The sequence below is a fragment of the Microvirga sesbaniae genome (genome assembly GCF_025460805.1).
GTDB classification, from domain to species: domain Bacteria; phylum Pseudomonadota; class Alphaproteobacteria; order Rhizobiales; family Beijerinckiaceae; genus Microvirga; species Microvirga sesbaniae.
On record NZ_JAMXFJ010000006.1, the window covers coordinates 153,344 to 167,384 of the forward strand.

Sequence of the window (14,041 nt, forward strand, 5' to 3'; positions counted from 1 at the left end):
GGCCGCGATGCGGGAACCGCGCGGGCATCGCCGCCCGCAGGGCGGCGCGCGATCTCATTCGATCACCACGTCGGCGCTGCTGAGAAGCGTCGGCGGCACGGCGATGCCGAGAGCGCCGGCGGCCTTCAGATTCACGAACAGCTCGACTTTCGTGACGAGCTGAACGGGAAGATCGGCCGGTTTCTCACCGTTGAGAATCCGCCCGGCATAGATGCCGGTGCGGCGGTGCGACTGGGTGAAGTCTCCGCCGTAGCTCATCAGCCCGCCCGCGTTCGGGAAGTCGCGGGACTGTGTGATCGCCGGCACGCGATAGCGGGTCGCCAGCGCGGCGAGGCGCTGGCTGCGGAACGCGAAGTAGGGATCGGACGTGAACACCAGACCGCCGGCATCGAGCCCGGCGACCGCCGAGAACAGGCCTTCGAACTCGATTTCGTCGCTGGTGCTCAGAACGTGAAGCCGTACGCCGAGGGCGTCGGCCGCCGCATGGAGGTTCTTCAGCTGGGAATCGGCCGTCGGGCTCGTGGGGTTGACGGCAACGGCGAACACGGTCTCGTCCGGCAGCAGCTCGCGCATGAATTCGAGCCGCTTGCGCGAGACTTCCACGCTCAGGCTCGACACGCCCGTGAGATTGCCCCCGGGCCGGGACAGGCTGTCCACGACGCCCAGCGCGACCGGGTCGCCGCCCATCTCGAACACGATGGTGATCGTGCCGGTGGCCGATTTCGCCGCCAGGGCGGCCGGAGCGCCCCCGGCCGCGACGATGACCGCGGGCTTGCGCGCCGCCAGGTCGGCCGCGAGAGCCGGCAGGAGCTTGTACTGCCCCTGCGCCCAGCGATACTCGATGGCGACGTTGCGGCTCTCGGAATATCCGGTCTCGCCGAGGCCTTCGCGGAACGCCTTGAGGCGGCTGGCGAAGGGTTCGGGCGATTCCGGGCCGAGATATCCGATCAGGGGAATCGCGAGAGGCTGGGCGCGGACGGGACGCGCCAGCGTGGCCGCGCCGAGCCCGGAGATGAAGTCGCGGCGCCTCATCGGGCCGGTATCCGTGCGCGCGAGGCCGCGAACGATCATGGGGTCTCTGCTTCGAACGGCCATCGCGCGTCACCTCGATGCGTCCAGGGGCCCCGCAACCCGGCCGCATGATAGCCGCATTGCTCGCGTCCCGAAACCGGCCGGAATGTCAGCCTATCGCGTCACGGGGCATGGGCCGCGTGGCGGCGTCCGGGCTGCCTGCAACGGGCTCGGGGCAGGCGGGCGGCTGTGCGAAGGGCACCCCGTAGACGGGCATCTTCTCGTCGTAGCCCTTGATCGAGCGCAGCCCCAGCGACGCGATCGCGCGCTTGTCCGTCACGGCCTCGGCGACGGCCACATCCGCGAGGATCTCCCCGTCGGCCGCCGAGGCGCACAGGCGCGCGGCGAGGTTCACGACGCTGCCGATGGCCGTGTAGTCGAACCGGCTTTCGTACCCGATCCGCCCGACGGTCGCGGGCCCCATGGCCAACCCGATTCCGAAGCCGATCCGATGGCCGCGCCCGCTCCAGCCGACGATGAGGTCCTGGACGCTGCGCTGCATGTCCGCCGCCATGTCGACGGCCCGGAGGGCGGGGTCGTCGATCGGCACGGGTGCATTCAGAAGCAGCATCAGGCCGTCCCCCGAAAAGCTCGTCAGCGTTGCGGCGTTTCTCGTGATGATCTGCCCGAGGGCATCGTAATATTCCGACAGCACGTTCATCACCTCGTCGGGCGTCGCCTTCGCCGAGAACGCCGTGAACCCGCGCAGATCGCAGAACACCACCACCACCTCGGTGCGCCGTCCCTCGAGCACGCTGTCGTCTCCCTTGCGGTCGACGAGCTCGGCGACCTGGGGCGCCAGGAACCGCTTCAGCTTGGCGATCCGCTCCTGCCGCTCCTGGGAGACGGCGAGCTCCGCCGCCATGATGTTGAAGCTGTCCGCCAGCCGCTGGAGCTCGTCGCCCGTCCCGATATGGATGCGATGCTCGAAATGGCCGGCGCCGATCCGCTCGGTGCCCTCCTCGAGCCGCCGGATCGGGTCGGTCATCCGGCTCGCCAGCACATAGGCCAGGAGGCCCGCGAAGGCGGCGCCGGCGAGCAGAAGGCCGCCGGTGCGCCACAGGGCGGCATAGATGGGCCCGAACGCCTCGGACAGGGGCTGCTCGACGACGATCGTCCAGTCGGGCCCGGGCACGGGAGCGGCCGCGGCGGCGATCGCCTTCCCCTGGCCGTCCGTGCCCGTGACGACGTCCGTTCCGGCCTGCCCGATCAGATCCCGGAGCGCCCGGAACGGCGCCAGGGTGGCCTCGTCGGCTCCGCGCAGCACGAGGCTGATGTCCGGGTGGGCGATGAGCCGGCCCGGCCCGTCGAGCAGGAACGCGGTGCCCGTCCTGCCGACCTTGATGGCCGAGATCACGTCCCAGATCAGCTTCAGGTTCACCTCGGCGACGACCACCCCGACGGACGCGCGGTTGCCCGACATGGCGACCGTCAGGTACGGCTCGGAATCGCGGTAGTAGCGGACCGGTCCGTACCACAGGCGGGTGGACCGGGCTCCGGCGACGGCCTCGTTCTCCGTGCGGTTCGCGCGGCTCTCGGTCCGGTTCAGTCCGATGCGCGAGACATAGAGCCGCTCGCGCCCGGCGCCGTCCACCAGGGTGAGGCTGACGATGGCCGGCACCTGCCGCATCAGGCGCAGGGCATCGATCCGCCGCTGCTCGTCGGGTTCCTCCGTCCAGGAGAGCTGGACGAGGCCCCCGAGCTGGTTGGTGATGCCCTCGAGAAACCCCTGGATCTTGACGGCCGCCGATCGCGCCTCGACCGCGAGCAGCTGGTCGAGGGTCGCCCGTTGATCGCGATAGCTGAACCAGGCCTCGCTGACGCCATTGGTCGCCAGGGGAATGACCACGGCGAGATACAGCACGAGGAAGTATTTTTGGAACAGCCCGCTGAACCGGAGGCGGCGCCCTGTCATGGCCGGCTGCGCATCGGCCGGTCCCGCCGGAAACGGGCAGGCCGGGCGAGGGCGGGGCGCGTGCGGTGCGTCGACACGGAAGGCAAGGCGATCATCGAGAGCCCTCGACCCGTCATGGTCGCATGCCCTGGATTATGAAGCCGGGCCGGGCATCCCGCCAGTGGTTTGTTCTCCCGCGGCCGTCGCGACGGCGGATCACCACTGTTGCAGGCGCGCTACACAAAAAAGAGAAAGGCAGCCGAGCTGCCCTTTTGTGCTTGCTGCTTTTTCGTGCACAAAGTACTTTATTGCAATGCAGCACGGTGATTGGCGTTACCGTCCTGCGCGCCCTTCTTGGGCGTTTCCTCCCTAAACTTCGGGCCGCATTCGTGCGGCCCTTTTTCTTGTTGGGGGAGGTTATTCACGCTCCCCGTTTCGGGCAAGCCAAATTCTGCGGCTCTTACGTACGTCAAAAGTATAGCCTCGCTCGCGACGCCCGGAGGCGGCGGCCGATCCGCTCTTCGGCAAGAGGAGCGCCGGACGGTGCGCCGCTCAAAGGCTTGAGCATCGGATGCGATCCCGAAAGTGCATTCCACTTTCGGGTCCGATGTTCTAGGGATGGCAGGGAACTGGGGTTGGGGGATGATGATGGACGGGAGCGATCAACTCGGCTCCGCCGTGACGCTCGGCATTGTGCTGGCTGTCGGCGTGGCGCTGGTCCTGCTGCTCGTAGGGCTCGTTCGGGCCGTCTGGCGCTGGATGATCGGAGGCACGCGATCGGCCAAGGGGGCTCGGAAGCAGGAGCCCAGACTCGACCCGGTCGAGCCGATCGGCCCGGCGGGAGTCACCGCGTCGGATCTCTTCGTGGTCCGGTCGAACCTCAATGCCATCGCCCGGCAGGTCGAGGATCTGGAGCGCAGGCTTCGCCTCGAGGGGGCCGGGAGCGCGAAGGACATGGCCGCCACCCGCGATTGACCGGGCCGGCCCGGACACCCTCCACACGTCATGGCAGGCCATCCCGATCCGGTGCAGCGCGGGGCCTCTCAGAAGCGGGTTCACCGGGACAAGCCCGGTGATGACATGGGTGGGTGACCATCGCTGTGGCGTGACCTTTCCCACGACCCTCCTACGTCATGGCCGGCCCTGTGCCGGCCATCCCGATTGCCCCATGCTCAACCCATTGAGCGGCGCACGTGCGCAAAACCGGTTCCCACTTTTGCGTCCGATGCTCTAGCCTCGGGCATGATCCCGTCCGGCCTGTCGGACGAGGACGGCGGCCGTGCCGACGTCAAACCACGAACAGATCGTGATGGGTCAGAGCCGTTCCCGGCTTCACCCGGGCGAACTCGATCGGCGCCCCGGATCCGGATGCATCGGCGTCGTAGGACAGGGCGCCCGAGCTCCTGTCGTAGAGAACGTGGTCGTTCCTGTCCTTCGCCTGGGAGCCGAGGGCGAAGAACGCTTCCTTCAGTTGCGCGGGTTGCGAGAGCGTGCCGTTGCCGAGCTTGCTGAAAACCTTGTTGTCGAGCCAGATCCTGTCCTGGCCCGGCTTGAAGTCCGTGATCGTGTCCACATTGACCGCGCGACCCGCCGCGGATGTCCCCGGTTTCGAGTCGAACACGAAGACGTCCTTTCCGGCGCCGCCGGACAGAACGTCGTTGCCCGGTCCGCCGGAGAGCGTGTCGTTGCCCGCTTTCCCGTGCAGAGTGTCGTTCCCGGAACCGCCCTTGATCGTCGCGACGGCGGCCTTCTGCAGGCTCGCTTTCGCCATGGCCTTGTGCGAGACCGACAGGGCGTAGAACGAGGTCTGTCCGTACCCGGTCCCTTGCGTCTCGTTCACGCCCAGATAGGCGCCGGCCTTGAAGTAGAAGGTGTCGGACTGCCACACGCTGTTGATCTTGCTGACCGACTTGTAGGTCTGGCCGTCGGCCTTGACGGTGACGACGAGCTGATCGCCCTTCGCGCTGATCGAGTAGGAGAAGCGTTCGTTCAGCGACACCTGCGGCTGCTTGCCCGCGGCATTGTGGAAGTAGAACTTGGTTTCGCTGTTCTTCGGGCCCGCCTGATCATTGACGAAATAGACCCGGCCGTTCTCCCAGTTGAGACGGACCAGTTCTTCGTCCTGGCCGTGGATCTGCCCGACGACGATCCGTCCGGGCGTTCCGTCGAACTTGGTCGGCGCATGATCGACCGTCAGCGTGGCGGTCATGACGCCGCCTTTCGAAAGCCTCCATGCGGCACGCTCGGAACCGATCATCTCGCGCAGCTCGGACCGGGCGAACTTGGAGCCTTTCGTCGTGGCGCCCTCGACCGGGGCCACGAACGTCATCGCCCCGTCGGGGCCGGTGTAGAAATATTTCGAATGTTCGTAAGAGGAGAGATTCTTCACCTCCCGCGAGGTGCCCTTGAAGCCGCCGCTGCCGTCGACGGGAAGGCCGATCTTCCAGTCGGAGAGATCGAAGTTTTGGCCGGGAGCCGTCTTGGGGTCGAGTGCCATGGAAACAATACCGATGCCGAAAGCCCGCAGCTTATGGCATCAGGATGTCTCCAGCCTGTCTTTCCGTCCGGGATGGTTACCGGGACGGCGGAACGACCCCGATCATCGGCCGGACCCGGCAACGGCGCCGGGCCGCACGATGTCTCGAACCGGCTATGGGTTGCGCGCCCAGCTGGACAGAGCCGTCTCCGGGTTCCGGTCGGTCGGCACGGCCAGCTGCACGGGAGCCGGGGGAGTCGCACGGGTCATGCACTCCCTCATGTGGGACTGGCGGGCGGCCTTGATCGACTGCCGGTAATCGGCGAGCGAGAAATTGTAGGTTTTGTAGTTGAGCCTCGTTTCCCGGTAGCAGGCGTCCCACCGCGCCTTGCCTTCGGGGGTGGAAGCCCAGTTTCCCGGCTCGGAGGAGGCATCCAGAGACACGAGGGCGGTGACGGTGAACACTGCAAGCGACAACAAACGCATTCCGAACTCACGCAGTTGAACGATGATGACTTGGTGAGCAAACGGCTCGCGGAGGCGCGCGTTCAGGCCATGCAAGAGAAAAAAAGGATAGGCACTACCCCGTCGGAGGCACTGCCCCGATGTCGCCCCGCATGGCTGCTCCATGGATCGCCCCAGGGACCACCCCAGAGACCACCCCAGATACCGCCCCTTGCACGGGGCGCTCGACAGCGGATCCGATGCTCACTTCCTTGAGCGGCGCATCGTTCGGGCCACTCGCGTGGCCCGCTTTCGTCCGTCCGATGCGCTAGGCCACCGCCCGGTCGCGTCCCGTCCGCTTGGCCCGATACAGCGCCGCGTCGGCCCGCGCCACGAGGGTGTCGGCGCCGTCCGGATGGTCCGGCCCTGCCGACGCGACCCCGATGCTGGCGGTCACGACGCCGTTGATCCCGCCCGGGTGCGGGAGTGCGGCCGAGGCGAGCCTTTCCCGGATCAGCCGCGCGACCTCCAGGGCCCCGGACTCGTCGGTGTCGGGCAGGATCAGGGCGAATTCCTCGCCGCCGTACCGCGCCGCCAGGTCGTCGGGCCGGCGGGCAGCCTCCGCCAGAAGGCCGGCGAAGCGCCGGAGCGTCTCGTCCCCGGCCTGGTGGCCTCGGCAGTCGTTCAGCCGCTTGAAATGATCGAGATCGAGCATCAGCAGCGACACGGGGCGTCCGGTCCGCTGACGCCGGCGCCAGGCGCGATCGAGGGCGGCATCGAAGGCGCGGCGGTTGGCCAGTCCCGTGAGGCCGTCTGTCTCCGCCAGGCGCTCCAGTTCCTGGTTGCGCCGCCACAGCTCGAGCTCGTCCATGGCGATGGAGCCGAGATCTCCCAGGGGCGCCAGGTCGAAGGCTTCCGCCGCCTCCGGCTCCCGCTTGAGAATGCAGAGCGACGCGACGGCGGCGCCGTTCTCGGTCGTGAGGGGAACCCCGGCATAGAACCGGAAGGGGAGCTGCGGAACGACCGGATGGCCGGCAAGGCGCGGATCCGTCGCGAGGTCGCCGATCACCAAGGGCTCGCCGGAGGCGATCACGAGCTGGCAGATCGACCGGTCCCGCTCGATCCAGGGCGCGACGCCATCTCCGCGCACGGATTTCATCCACTGGTATCGGTCGTCCATGAATCCGAGGAATGCCACATCGGCCCCGTAGAACTGGGCCGCCAGCCGCGTGATCCGGTCGAACCGTTCCTCGCGCGGCGTATCGAGAATTCCGCAGGAATAGAGAAAGTCGAGCCGCTCTGCTTCATTGGAGGGCTCGGGAGGCACGGCAAACACGTTGGAATTCCAGTCCGGCAACAAGGGGAAACCGAGAGAGGCTTCCATATCGCAGTTGCCGCGAAGGCGCCATCGCCCACGCGCCGCCATTGTCGCGAGGTCCTATGAGACGACGATCCTGTCGACGTCGTGGCGCGCCGCTGGCCGGCGGCGGGAAAATTAGCCGCGCCTGGTCCCGTTGAGGAGAGTCAGGCGCGGCCCCGGCCCGTATTTGCCCCTACGGGAGCCCGTTAACTAAAAATTAACCTTGACCGGAATGCGGCTTCGCTTCGGAGTTTGTGGGACGATTCTGTGAAGCGCGCTTCCGTGGCCGTCATGGCGGCTCAGCGGCGGCGAATGGGCGGGGGCTTTTCAACGGGGCTTCACAAAAGGAGAGCGCCCGTCGTTCCAGGGCGCTCCAAGTTCCGACCCGTAGGGGCAAATCTAGGCCGGTTGCCTCGTTGTAGCCGCCTCTTGCTCCCGTGTCTGTCGGGTCCACGACAGTTCTGAACAAAAGCTGTCCGTTTGCGGAATTTTTCGTGTATGGAGCATTGGATCCGATCCCAAACCTGGGTCCACTTGTCCCGTCCGATGCTCTAGCCGCCTGAGTCTGCGGATCCTGACCCTCTCCACGTCATCACCGGCCTTGTGCCGGTGATCCCGATTGTTTGAGGCGCGGCGCTTTTCCGCATCGGGATGGCCGGCGAGGGGCGGGTGATGACCGGTCGTCCGTGACAGGTGGAGGGTGTCGGCGCCGGTTTAACGGCGAACCGGATCCACTTTTCACGTCCGAGGCTCTACGGCCGCGACTTCGACTTCGCCACCACGATGACCGGTTCGGGCTTGAGGGCGTGCGTCACGAAGCCGAACGTGATCCCGATCAATGTTCCGAGGACGATGATGAGCCTGAACTCGCGCCAGTTGGTTCCGGCATTCTCGCTGTGTTTCGTGGACATGGACGCATCCCGCAGGCCGACTCCGCGTCAGTAGCATGCCGCAACGGTATTGCCGATCGCCCGAAAGGGGTAGACGGGGAGGTCGCCCGGCTACGGCGTCGCGGAAGGGCGCGCCCTCTGGTGCGCCGCGGGGGCGGCCGTGGATTGCGGCTGAGCCGAAAGGAACTTGGCGAACTCACCGAACGCGAGCCCGATCACCAGCCCAAGGACGATGACGATGGGCAGATCGTACCATGGGCGTCCAGTGATCAACGGAATCTCCATCGGCTGACGGAGCGCCCGGGCGGTCGGCACGGTCGCAGCGCCGGCCAGGGACTCTGGAACTCTGCCGGAGGCAAGTCAATGGAGCGAGCTCAATGGAACGCCCCCGCAGGAGGCGGCGCGATGCGCGGGGCCGCGGGCGCCGACAGACGGATGCGGGTTCGATCCTTCTATTGGTTCGCCGTCACGGTCGGTGAGGTCCGGCCACCGAGGGAGGCCCACGCCGGGCCCTCGTCGCCCTCGCGCTTGATGTAGGTATAGCCGGTCTTGTGCCACGGCAGGATCGCGTTGCGCTTGTTGTCGAGGATGAAGTCCCCGCGGTCGGTGCGCGCCATCATGACCGCGTGGCCGGCGCCGTCCTCGTCGATGACGACCGTCATCCGCAGGGCCCGGTGCGGGAAGCCGGCCTCGACGAGGCGCTTGCGCTTGACGAGCTGGTAATCCTCGCAATCGCCGTAGCCGTCCTCGGCGAAGTCCCAGACGTCCTCGATGCCCCAATGGTCGGAATCGGACCTGGCCTTGATCGTCGCGTTGACCTGCTGGTTGACCCGGTTGAGAATCTGCCAGGTCTTCGCGGTCAGCTCGATGGTGGCGGGCTCGGACGGGTCAACCGCGCATTCGGACGGGTTTTGCTCGCAGAAGCGCACCCAGCCTATGATCGGCTTGGCGGCTCCCACCTTGGCGACCGGCTGCGTGACGGTCGGCAGGATGCTTCCGGTCTGCGTCTGCGCCTCGGCGGAAGCGGCCGCGACGGTCAGAGCGACGCAGACGGCGGCGAACCGGATCGCATGCCTGGACAATGGCCGAACGCTCAGAAGCTCGAAGAGAGGTCGCCGCATTGCCCCCACCGACATGCCGTTAAGGATTTGTTCATCAAACCTGACACGGCGCGCCGGCGGCGCTCAAGGCGAAAGTTAAGCAAAGGTTAACGGGCCGCATCGGGGCCGCATCGGGGCCGCTGCGCGGCCGGCCGGCCGGAACGTTATCGCGCATCCGCCGTTGTCGAGACTCGACGGCAAACCAGGAGCGGGCGGCGCCATGCCTCGCGAAGTCACCGACCCCGATGGCATCACGTGGACCTGCATCCAGGCCTTTTCAGGTCTCGGCAAGGATCCGGAGAAGGAGGAGGCCGCGCGTGTCGACGGGAAAGCCGACGCGTTCCAGGTGGTCTGCACCCCTTCCGGCGGCGCGCAGTCCGTCAGGCTCGAACTGCCCGGGAACTGGGAGCGGACGGCCTCCGACGAGGACCTGCTGGACCGGATCCGGACCCGGCTCGATCAAGACCGCTGACGGGGCGATGGCTTCGTCCTTGTCCCGCTGCCAAGAACACAGTCGCAACGAGTGCTCACGCCCGCGCCTCACCCTCACTCCCACCCGCTCACGTGATGGCCGGGCTCGTCCCGGCCATCCCGATTGTCTTGAGCGCGGCGCCTCTCAGAAGCGGGATCACCGGCACGAGGCCGGTGATGACGCGGAGAGGGTGACCATCGCCGTGGCGTGACCTTTCCCACGTCATGGCCGGGCTTGTCCCGGCCATCCCGATTGTTGAGAGCGCGGCGCTTTTCCGATCGGGATCACCGGCACGAGGCCGGTGATGACGTGGAGGATGTATGACCCGGTGATGACGGGGAGGGTCCATGGGCCGGCGATAGACCGGGGGGCTAACGCCCCATCCGCACGATGCTCCACAACAAAAGCTCGAAGCATCGGGCTTGAGTTCGATCACACGTCCGATGCGCTAGGAGAAGCGCTCCAGGGACAACGCGTCATGGAAGCCCGACCGGCGGCCGGGCGCGGACGGGCGGTTCCAGGCAGCGACGTCGCCCGCCCCGGACTTCGACCGCTCGGCCGTGTCGCGGCCGAGATTCTGGGCGGCGATCACAGCCTCGACGCGGTTCCTGACATTGAGCTTCTGCATCAGCACGGTCATGTAATGCTTGACGGTCCTCTCGGTGATGCCCAGGCCGCCGGCGATCTCCCGGTTGGTCTTGCCGTCGAGCAGAAGCCGGACGATCTGGTGTTCGCGGGCATTCAGCGCGGGAGCCGGCACGGCGCTCTTGGCTCCGCCGGAGGCGCTCTTGACCCCGGAGGCGCTTCGGAGCGCGGCGTTGACCGAAGCCGCGAGCGTCGGGGACACATAGGTGTCGCCGTTGGCCACGGCCGTCGCCGCGCGGGAAAGCTCCTCCAGCGACGAGGATTTCGAGACGTAGCCTCTCGCCCCGGCGGCGAAGGCGTCGATGGCCCGTTCCACGCCAAGGTCCGCAGTGAACACGAGAATCCCGATGCCCGGATGCTTCGATCGGATCTCGGCGATCGTGCCGGCGGTGCTTCCCTGCTTCGACAGATCCAGGATCATCAGGGCGGGCCGAAGGCTCTCCGCGATGCCGATCGCGTCGCGGGACGTGGAGCCTGTTGCCACGACGTCGAAAAGGCCCTGTGATCCGAGCACATGCGTAAGACCCTCGATGACGATCGGGTGATCGTCGACCAAGGCGAGCGAAACGAACGACATTGAAACCCCCCGCGCGCAGCTCGGACGACCGGATGGGCCGCGTGGTCCTGGATGCGCGCCCTCGAAACGTAGCGACCGGCGAGGGGGGAGTCCCGGGACCGAACGGGCTAGGGGCGGTTCAGGAAGACGTACTCCCATAGGGGTAGGTCCCGCCGGAGCGCTCCCGTGAAGACACCGCCCCTCGGGATCGGTTGCGATAGGAAGCGACGGACATCGAAGGCGACGATCTCTTGAATGCCTGGAGCCGGACGCGGCATTCATCTTGTTGTGATTTATCTGCCGATGATTTCAAAGGGTGGCGGTCAGATCTGGACCAAAGTATCGACCATTGCCGGCGCGAGGTCGATTGCAAGTCATACCGTGCCTGCTAAGCTCCTACGTCTTGGGGTTGGGGCGGTCGTGTCCGAGTTGGCGTCGACAATGTGGATCAGGCGGGGGAGCGATGCCCCGTCGACGGTGAGCCTGACGCGCCAGTTCGTGGTGACGGGCGGGGCCGTCATGTTCGTGGCCATGATCGCGGCCGGCCTGTTCGTGTCGGAGCATGCCACGAGAACGACGATCGAGAATACTGCGTCGGCCACCGCGCTCCTGATGGACAGCTTCATCTCGCCGCTCGCCCAGCCGCTGGCGGCCGAGGCGGTCCTGCCGGATTCCCGGAGAGGCGAACTGGATCGCCTTCTCGGGGGCGATCTCTTCAGGCAGCGGTTCCCGCATCTTGAGATCTGGAAGGAGGGCGGCGTCGTCGCCTATTCGACGACCCCGGAGCTGATCGGGCGGCAATTCGCTCCGCCCGACGGGCTGACGACCGCATTGAAGGGTGACATCTCCGCCCAATACGCAAACCTGGATGCGCGCGAGCATACGGTTCGGGGATGGAACACCAAGTATCTCGAAATCTACGTTCCGATCCGCGAGCACCATTCCGGCCGCGTCATCGCGGTGGCGGAGATCCATGAAAACCCCCTCGGTCTCGACCGTGAGCTGCGGTGGCTGCGGCTCAAGAGCTGGGTTGCCGTCGCGTGCGCGACCGCCCTCATCATGCTCGGTCTGTTCGGGATCGTGTACCGGGGCAACAGGCTCATCCTGTCGCAGCAGCGCCAGCTGCGCGCGCGCCTGATCGACATCGAGCAATCCTCCCGGCACAACCAGGTTCTCAAGGAACGGGCCGAGCGCGCCTCGGGCCGGGTCGCGGAGCTGACGGAGAACTATCTGCGCCGGATCGGCGCCGAACTGCATGACGGGCCCGCTCAGCTGATCGGGCTGGCGGCGCTCGCGGTCGAGCATGTCCGGAGGGCCAGGACGCCGGACAGCCGGGAGGAAGAGCTCCAGGCGCTGGAATCGGTGCTCTCGGACGCTCTTCGCGAGATCCGGACCACGTCGAAGGGCCTGATGCTGCCGGACATCGAGCGCCTGCCGCTTCAGGAGGTCGTGAAGCGGGTGGTCTCCCATCATGAGCTGCGCACCGGCACCGGCGTGGCGGTCGATTGCGATGACGTTTCGCGTCCTCTCGCGCATGCCCTCAAGATCTGCGCCTATCGCTTCCTGCAGGAGGGCCTCAACAATGCCTTCCGGCATGCGGGCGGCCACGGTCAGGCCGTCTCGTGCCGGCTGAACGGAGACGCGTTGACCCTGGCCGTCGAGGACGAGGGACGCGGCCCGGGGAACGGCCCGGCGGCTCCCGAGCCCGGCCTGGGGCTCGTCGGCCTGCGCGACCGGGTCGAGAGCCTCGGCGGCGTCTTCCGCCTCACACGCCGCGCGGGCGGCGGAACCAGAATTGAAATGAGCGTCACGATCACGGGCGATCGTCACGATCCGGGCGAGGGGCACAATGATTGACAGGTTGCGGGTCGCGGTGGTGGACGACCATGCGATGTTGCGGGCAGGGGTGATCCGGGCGCTCATGCTCGACGACACGATCGAAGTCGTCGGAGAGGGCGCGTCCGCGGCGGACGCGATCGAGCTGGCGCGGGTGCACAAGCCCGATCTGATCCTGCTCGACATCTCGATGCCCGGCGACGGAATCGAAGCCGCCCGCGCCATCAGCGATCTTCCGGCCTCACCCCAGGTCGTCATGCTGACGGCGTCGGAGAACGACGACGCCGTCACCCGGGCGCTCGAGGCCGGCGCCGTCGGCTATCTTCTCAAGGGGATCAACGCGCCGGACCTGATCAATGCGGTGAAAACCGTGAAGGCGGACGGGTCCTTCATCGCTCCGAACCTGGCCCTCCGGCTGCTGTCGAACAGGATCCAGGCCGAAGCAAGGCCGTTTGCGACCCTCTCCGAGAGCGAGGAGCGCACGCTGCGGCTCATGTCCGCCGGACTGACCAACCGCGAGATCAGCGAGAGGCTCGCCGTGACGGAAAAGACCGTCAAGTTCCACGTCGGCAACATCCTGAGGAAGCTCAACGTCCGCAATCGGGTCGAGGCGGCGCTTCTCGCCAAACGGGAATGGGGCGAAGCCTGAAGAGCCGGCGGACCGTGCGAAAAACCGGGTCCGGTTTTTCGCCATCAACGGTGCGCCAGCCAAGAGTGGAGCATCTTTTCACGCAAAACCGGTTCCCACTTTTCACGTCCGATGCTCGAGAGCTGTTTCCACTCGCTTGGAATCATCTCTCTTCTTTGGCTTGCCGCATTTTGAGCGGCGAACCGGATCCACTTCGCCAAAAATGCTCCAGGCGGCCGGAACGAGGCGCGCCATCGATTCAGGCCTTCCGTTCGAAGGCCGGCCCCTGACCCGCCATCTCGGTCGAGATCAGGTCGAGCCGGCGTCTGAGATCGTACTGCCGGTGCTCGAACTCGTCCCGCAGATCGCCCAGCTCCCGTCGGAGCCGGTCGATCTCGGTTCGCAGGGGCCGAGAGGCGCCGGTCCGTGCGTGACCCGGCGATGGGGAACCCTCGGCGGTCAGCGCCCGGATCTTCCGAAGCGTCTTCGGCCCGAACCCGGGAAGCGTCAGCAGGAAGACGTCCGGCAGCTGCGCCAGCTCGGATGTCGACGGGCAGCGGCCATCGAACGCCTCCAGGATGCTCTCCTGGACGCGCCGGCTGAAATGTTTGATCGGAAAGAAGCCGTTCTCATGCATGGTGTCGACGCGTCCCGTAAGTGAGCGCGCAA

At 66.7% G+C, this 14,041-nt stretch carries 14 protein-coding genes; 4 read left to right on the forward strand and 10 right to left on the reverse strand.

The features are described from left to right. Positions 1-54: 54 nt before the first annotated feature. Both OCW50_RS11545 and OCW50_RS11550 read right to left on the reverse strand, forming a co-directional pair. Positions 55-1,032: an ABC transporter substrate-binding protein gene (locus tag OCW50_RS11545; RefSeq protein ID WP_262297674.1), complete on the reverse strand. Its 978-nt coding sequence runs from the start codon at positions 1,030-1,032 to the stop codon at positions 55-57. 148 nt (positions 1,033-1,180) lie between these two features. After that, positions 1,181-2,986: a cache domain-containing protein gene (locus tag OCW50_RS11550; RefSeq protein WP_262297603.1), complete on the reverse strand. Its 1,806-nt coding sequence runs from the start codon at positions 2,984-2,986 to the stop codon at positions 1,181-1,183. Between the two features lie 627 nt (positions 2,987-3,613). Here OCW50_RS11550 and OCW50_RS11555 point away from each other — a divergent pair. Further along, positions 3,614-3,940, forward strand: a complete 327-nt coding sequence (locus tag OCW50_RS11555; RefSeq protein WP_262268287.1) for a hypothetical protein — start codon at positions 3,614-3,616, stop codon at positions 3,938-3,940. A gap of 313 nt (positions 3,941-4,253) precedes the next feature. On the opposite strand, the gene OCW50_RS33195 is transcribed toward OCW50_RS11555, so the two are convergent. The 6 genes from OCW50_RS33195 to OCW50_RS11590 form a co-directional block, all read right to left on the reverse strand. Then, entirely contained in the window at positions 4,254-5,462 is a 1,209-nt protein-coding gene (locus OCW50_RS33195; RefSeq protein WP_315974420.1) for a polysaccharide lyase family 7 protein, read from the reverse strand. A gap of 153 nt (positions 5,463-5,615) precedes the next feature. Beyond that, positions 5,616-5,927 (reverse strand): hypothetical protein, encoded by a 312-nt coding sequence (locus OCW50_RS11570; RefSeq protein ID WP_262268286.1) that lies wholly within the window; start codon positions 5,925-5,927, stop codon positions 5,616-5,618. Between the two features lie 286 nt (positions 5,928-6,213). After that, complete coding sequence (locus OCW50_RS11575) at positions 6,214-7,221, reverse strand: sensor domain-containing diguanylate cyclase (RefSeq protein WP_262268285.1); 1,008 nt, start codon at positions 7,219-7,221, stop codon at positions 6,214-6,216. Positions 7,222-7,997: 776 nt separating this feature from the next. Next, on the reverse strand, positions 7,998-8,156 hold the full coding sequence (locus tag OCW50_RS11580; protein ID WP_262268284.1) for a hypothetical protein: 159 nt from the start codon (positions 8,154-8,156) through the stop codon (positions 7,998-8,000). Positions 8,157-8,246: 90 nt separating this feature from the next. After that, positions 8,247-8,408, reverse strand: coding sequence for a hypothetical protein (locus OCW50_RS11585; RefSeq protein WP_262268283.1), 162 nt, complete (start codon positions 8,406-8,408; stop codon positions 8,247-8,249). A gap of 179 nt (positions 8,409-8,587) precedes the next feature. Then, positions 8,588-9,256 (reverse strand): transglutaminase-like cysteine peptidase, encoded by a 669-nt coding sequence (locus OCW50_RS11590; protein ID WP_262297604.1) that lies wholly within the window; start codon positions 9,254-9,256, stop codon positions 8,588-8,590. A gap of 199 nt (positions 9,257-9,455) precedes the next feature. On the opposite strand from OCW50_RS11590, the gene OCW50_RS11595 reads away from it, so the two are divergent. Continuing rightward, positions 9,456-9,707: a hypothetical protein gene (locus OCW50_RS11595; RefSeq protein WP_262297605.1), complete on the forward strand. Its 252-nt coding sequence runs from the start codon at positions 9,456-9,458 to the stop codon at positions 9,705-9,707. A gap of 448 nt (positions 9,708-10,155) precedes the next feature. On the opposite strand, the gene OCW50_RS11600 is transcribed toward OCW50_RS11595, so the two are convergent. Then, positions 10,156-10,929: a LuxR C-terminal-related transcriptional regulator gene (locus OCW50_RS11600; protein ID WP_262297606.1), complete on the reverse strand. Its 774-nt coding sequence runs from the start codon at positions 10,927-10,929 to the stop codon at positions 10,156-10,158. A 420-nt stretch (positions 10,930-11,349) separates the two neighbouring features. Between OCW50_RS11600 and OCW50_RS11605 the strand changes: the two genes are divergently transcribed. After that, positions 11,350-12,765 carry a sensor histidine kinase gene (locus OCW50_RS11605; RefSeq protein WP_262297607.1) on the forward strand — a complete coding sequence of 472 codons (1,416 nt, stop codon included), beginning with the start codon at positions 11,350-11,352 and terminating at the stop codon, positions 12,763-12,765. Then, a complete protein-coding gene (locus OCW50_RS11610; RefSeq protein WP_262297608.1) occupies positions 12,758-13,393 on the forward strand; it encodes a response regulator in 636 nt (211 codons plus the stop codon). Before OCW50_RS11605 ends, OCW50_RS11610 begins: the two co-directional genes overlap by 8 nt. A 238-nt stretch (positions 13,394-13,631) precedes the next feature. On the opposite strand, the gene OCW50_RS11615 is transcribed toward OCW50_RS11610, so the two are convergent. Next, positions 13,632-14,009 carry a hypothetical protein gene (locus tag OCW50_RS11615; RefSeq protein ID WP_262297609.1) on the reverse strand — a complete coding sequence of 126 codons (378 nt, stop codon included), beginning with the start codon at positions 14,007-14,009 and terminating at the stop codon, positions 13,632-13,634. Positions 14,010-14,041: the final 32 nt, after the last annotated feature.

What these genes read in the sequence shown, in the direction of transcription:
- OCW50_RS11545 (WP_262297674.1), bottom strand. Translation starts at nt 1,032, where the DNA reads ATGAGGCGCCGCGACTTCATCTCCGGGCTCGGCGCGGCCACGCTGGCG.
- OCW50_RS11550 (WP_262297603.1), bottom strand. Translation starts at nt 2,986, where the DNA reads ATGACAGGGCGCCGCCTCCGGTTCAGCGGGCTGTTCCAAAAATACTTC.
- OCW50_RS11555 (WP_262268287.1), top strand. Translation starts at nt 3,614, where the DNA reads ATGGACGGGAGCGATCAACTCGGCTCCGCCGTGACGCTCGGCATTGTG.
- OCW50_RS33195 (WP_315974420.1), bottom strand. Translation starts at nt 5,462, where the DNA reads ATGGCACTCGACCCCAAGACGGCTCCCGGCCAAAACTTCGATCTCTCC.
- OCW50_RS11570 (WP_262268286.1), bottom strand. Translation starts at nt 5,927, where the DNA reads ATGCGTTTGTTGTCGCTTGCAGTGTTCACCGTCACCGCCCTCGTGTCT.
- OCW50_RS11580 (WP_262268284.1), bottom strand. Translation starts at nt 8,156, where the DNA reads ATGTCCACGAAACACAGCGAGAATGCCGGAACCAACTGGCGCGAGTTC.
- OCW50_RS11590 (WP_262297604.1), bottom strand. Translation starts at nt 9,256, where the DNA reads ATGCGGCGACCTCTCTTCGAGCTTCTGAGCGTTCGGCCATTGTCCAGG.
- OCW50_RS11595 (WP_262297605.1), top strand. Translation starts at nt 9,456, where the DNA reads ATGCCTCGCGAAGTCACCGACCCCGATGGCATCACGTGGACCTGCATC.
- OCW50_RS11600 (WP_262297606.1), bottom strand. Translation starts at nt 10,929, where the DNA reads ATGTCGTTCGTTTCGCTCGCCTTGGTCGACGATCACCCGATCGTCATC.
- OCW50_RS11605 (WP_262297607.1), top strand. Translation starts at nt 11,350, where the DNA reads ATGTGGATCAGGCGGGGGAGCGATGCCCCGTCGACGGTGAGCCTGACG.
- OCW50_RS11610 (WP_262297608.1), top strand. Translation starts at nt 12,758, where the DNA reads ATGATTGACAGGTTGCGGGTCGCGGTGGTGGACGACCATGCGATGTTG.
- OCW50_RS11615 (WP_262297609.1), bottom strand. Translation starts at nt 14,009, where the DNA reads ATGCATGAGAACGGCTTCTTTCCGATCAAACATTTCAGCCGGCGCGTC.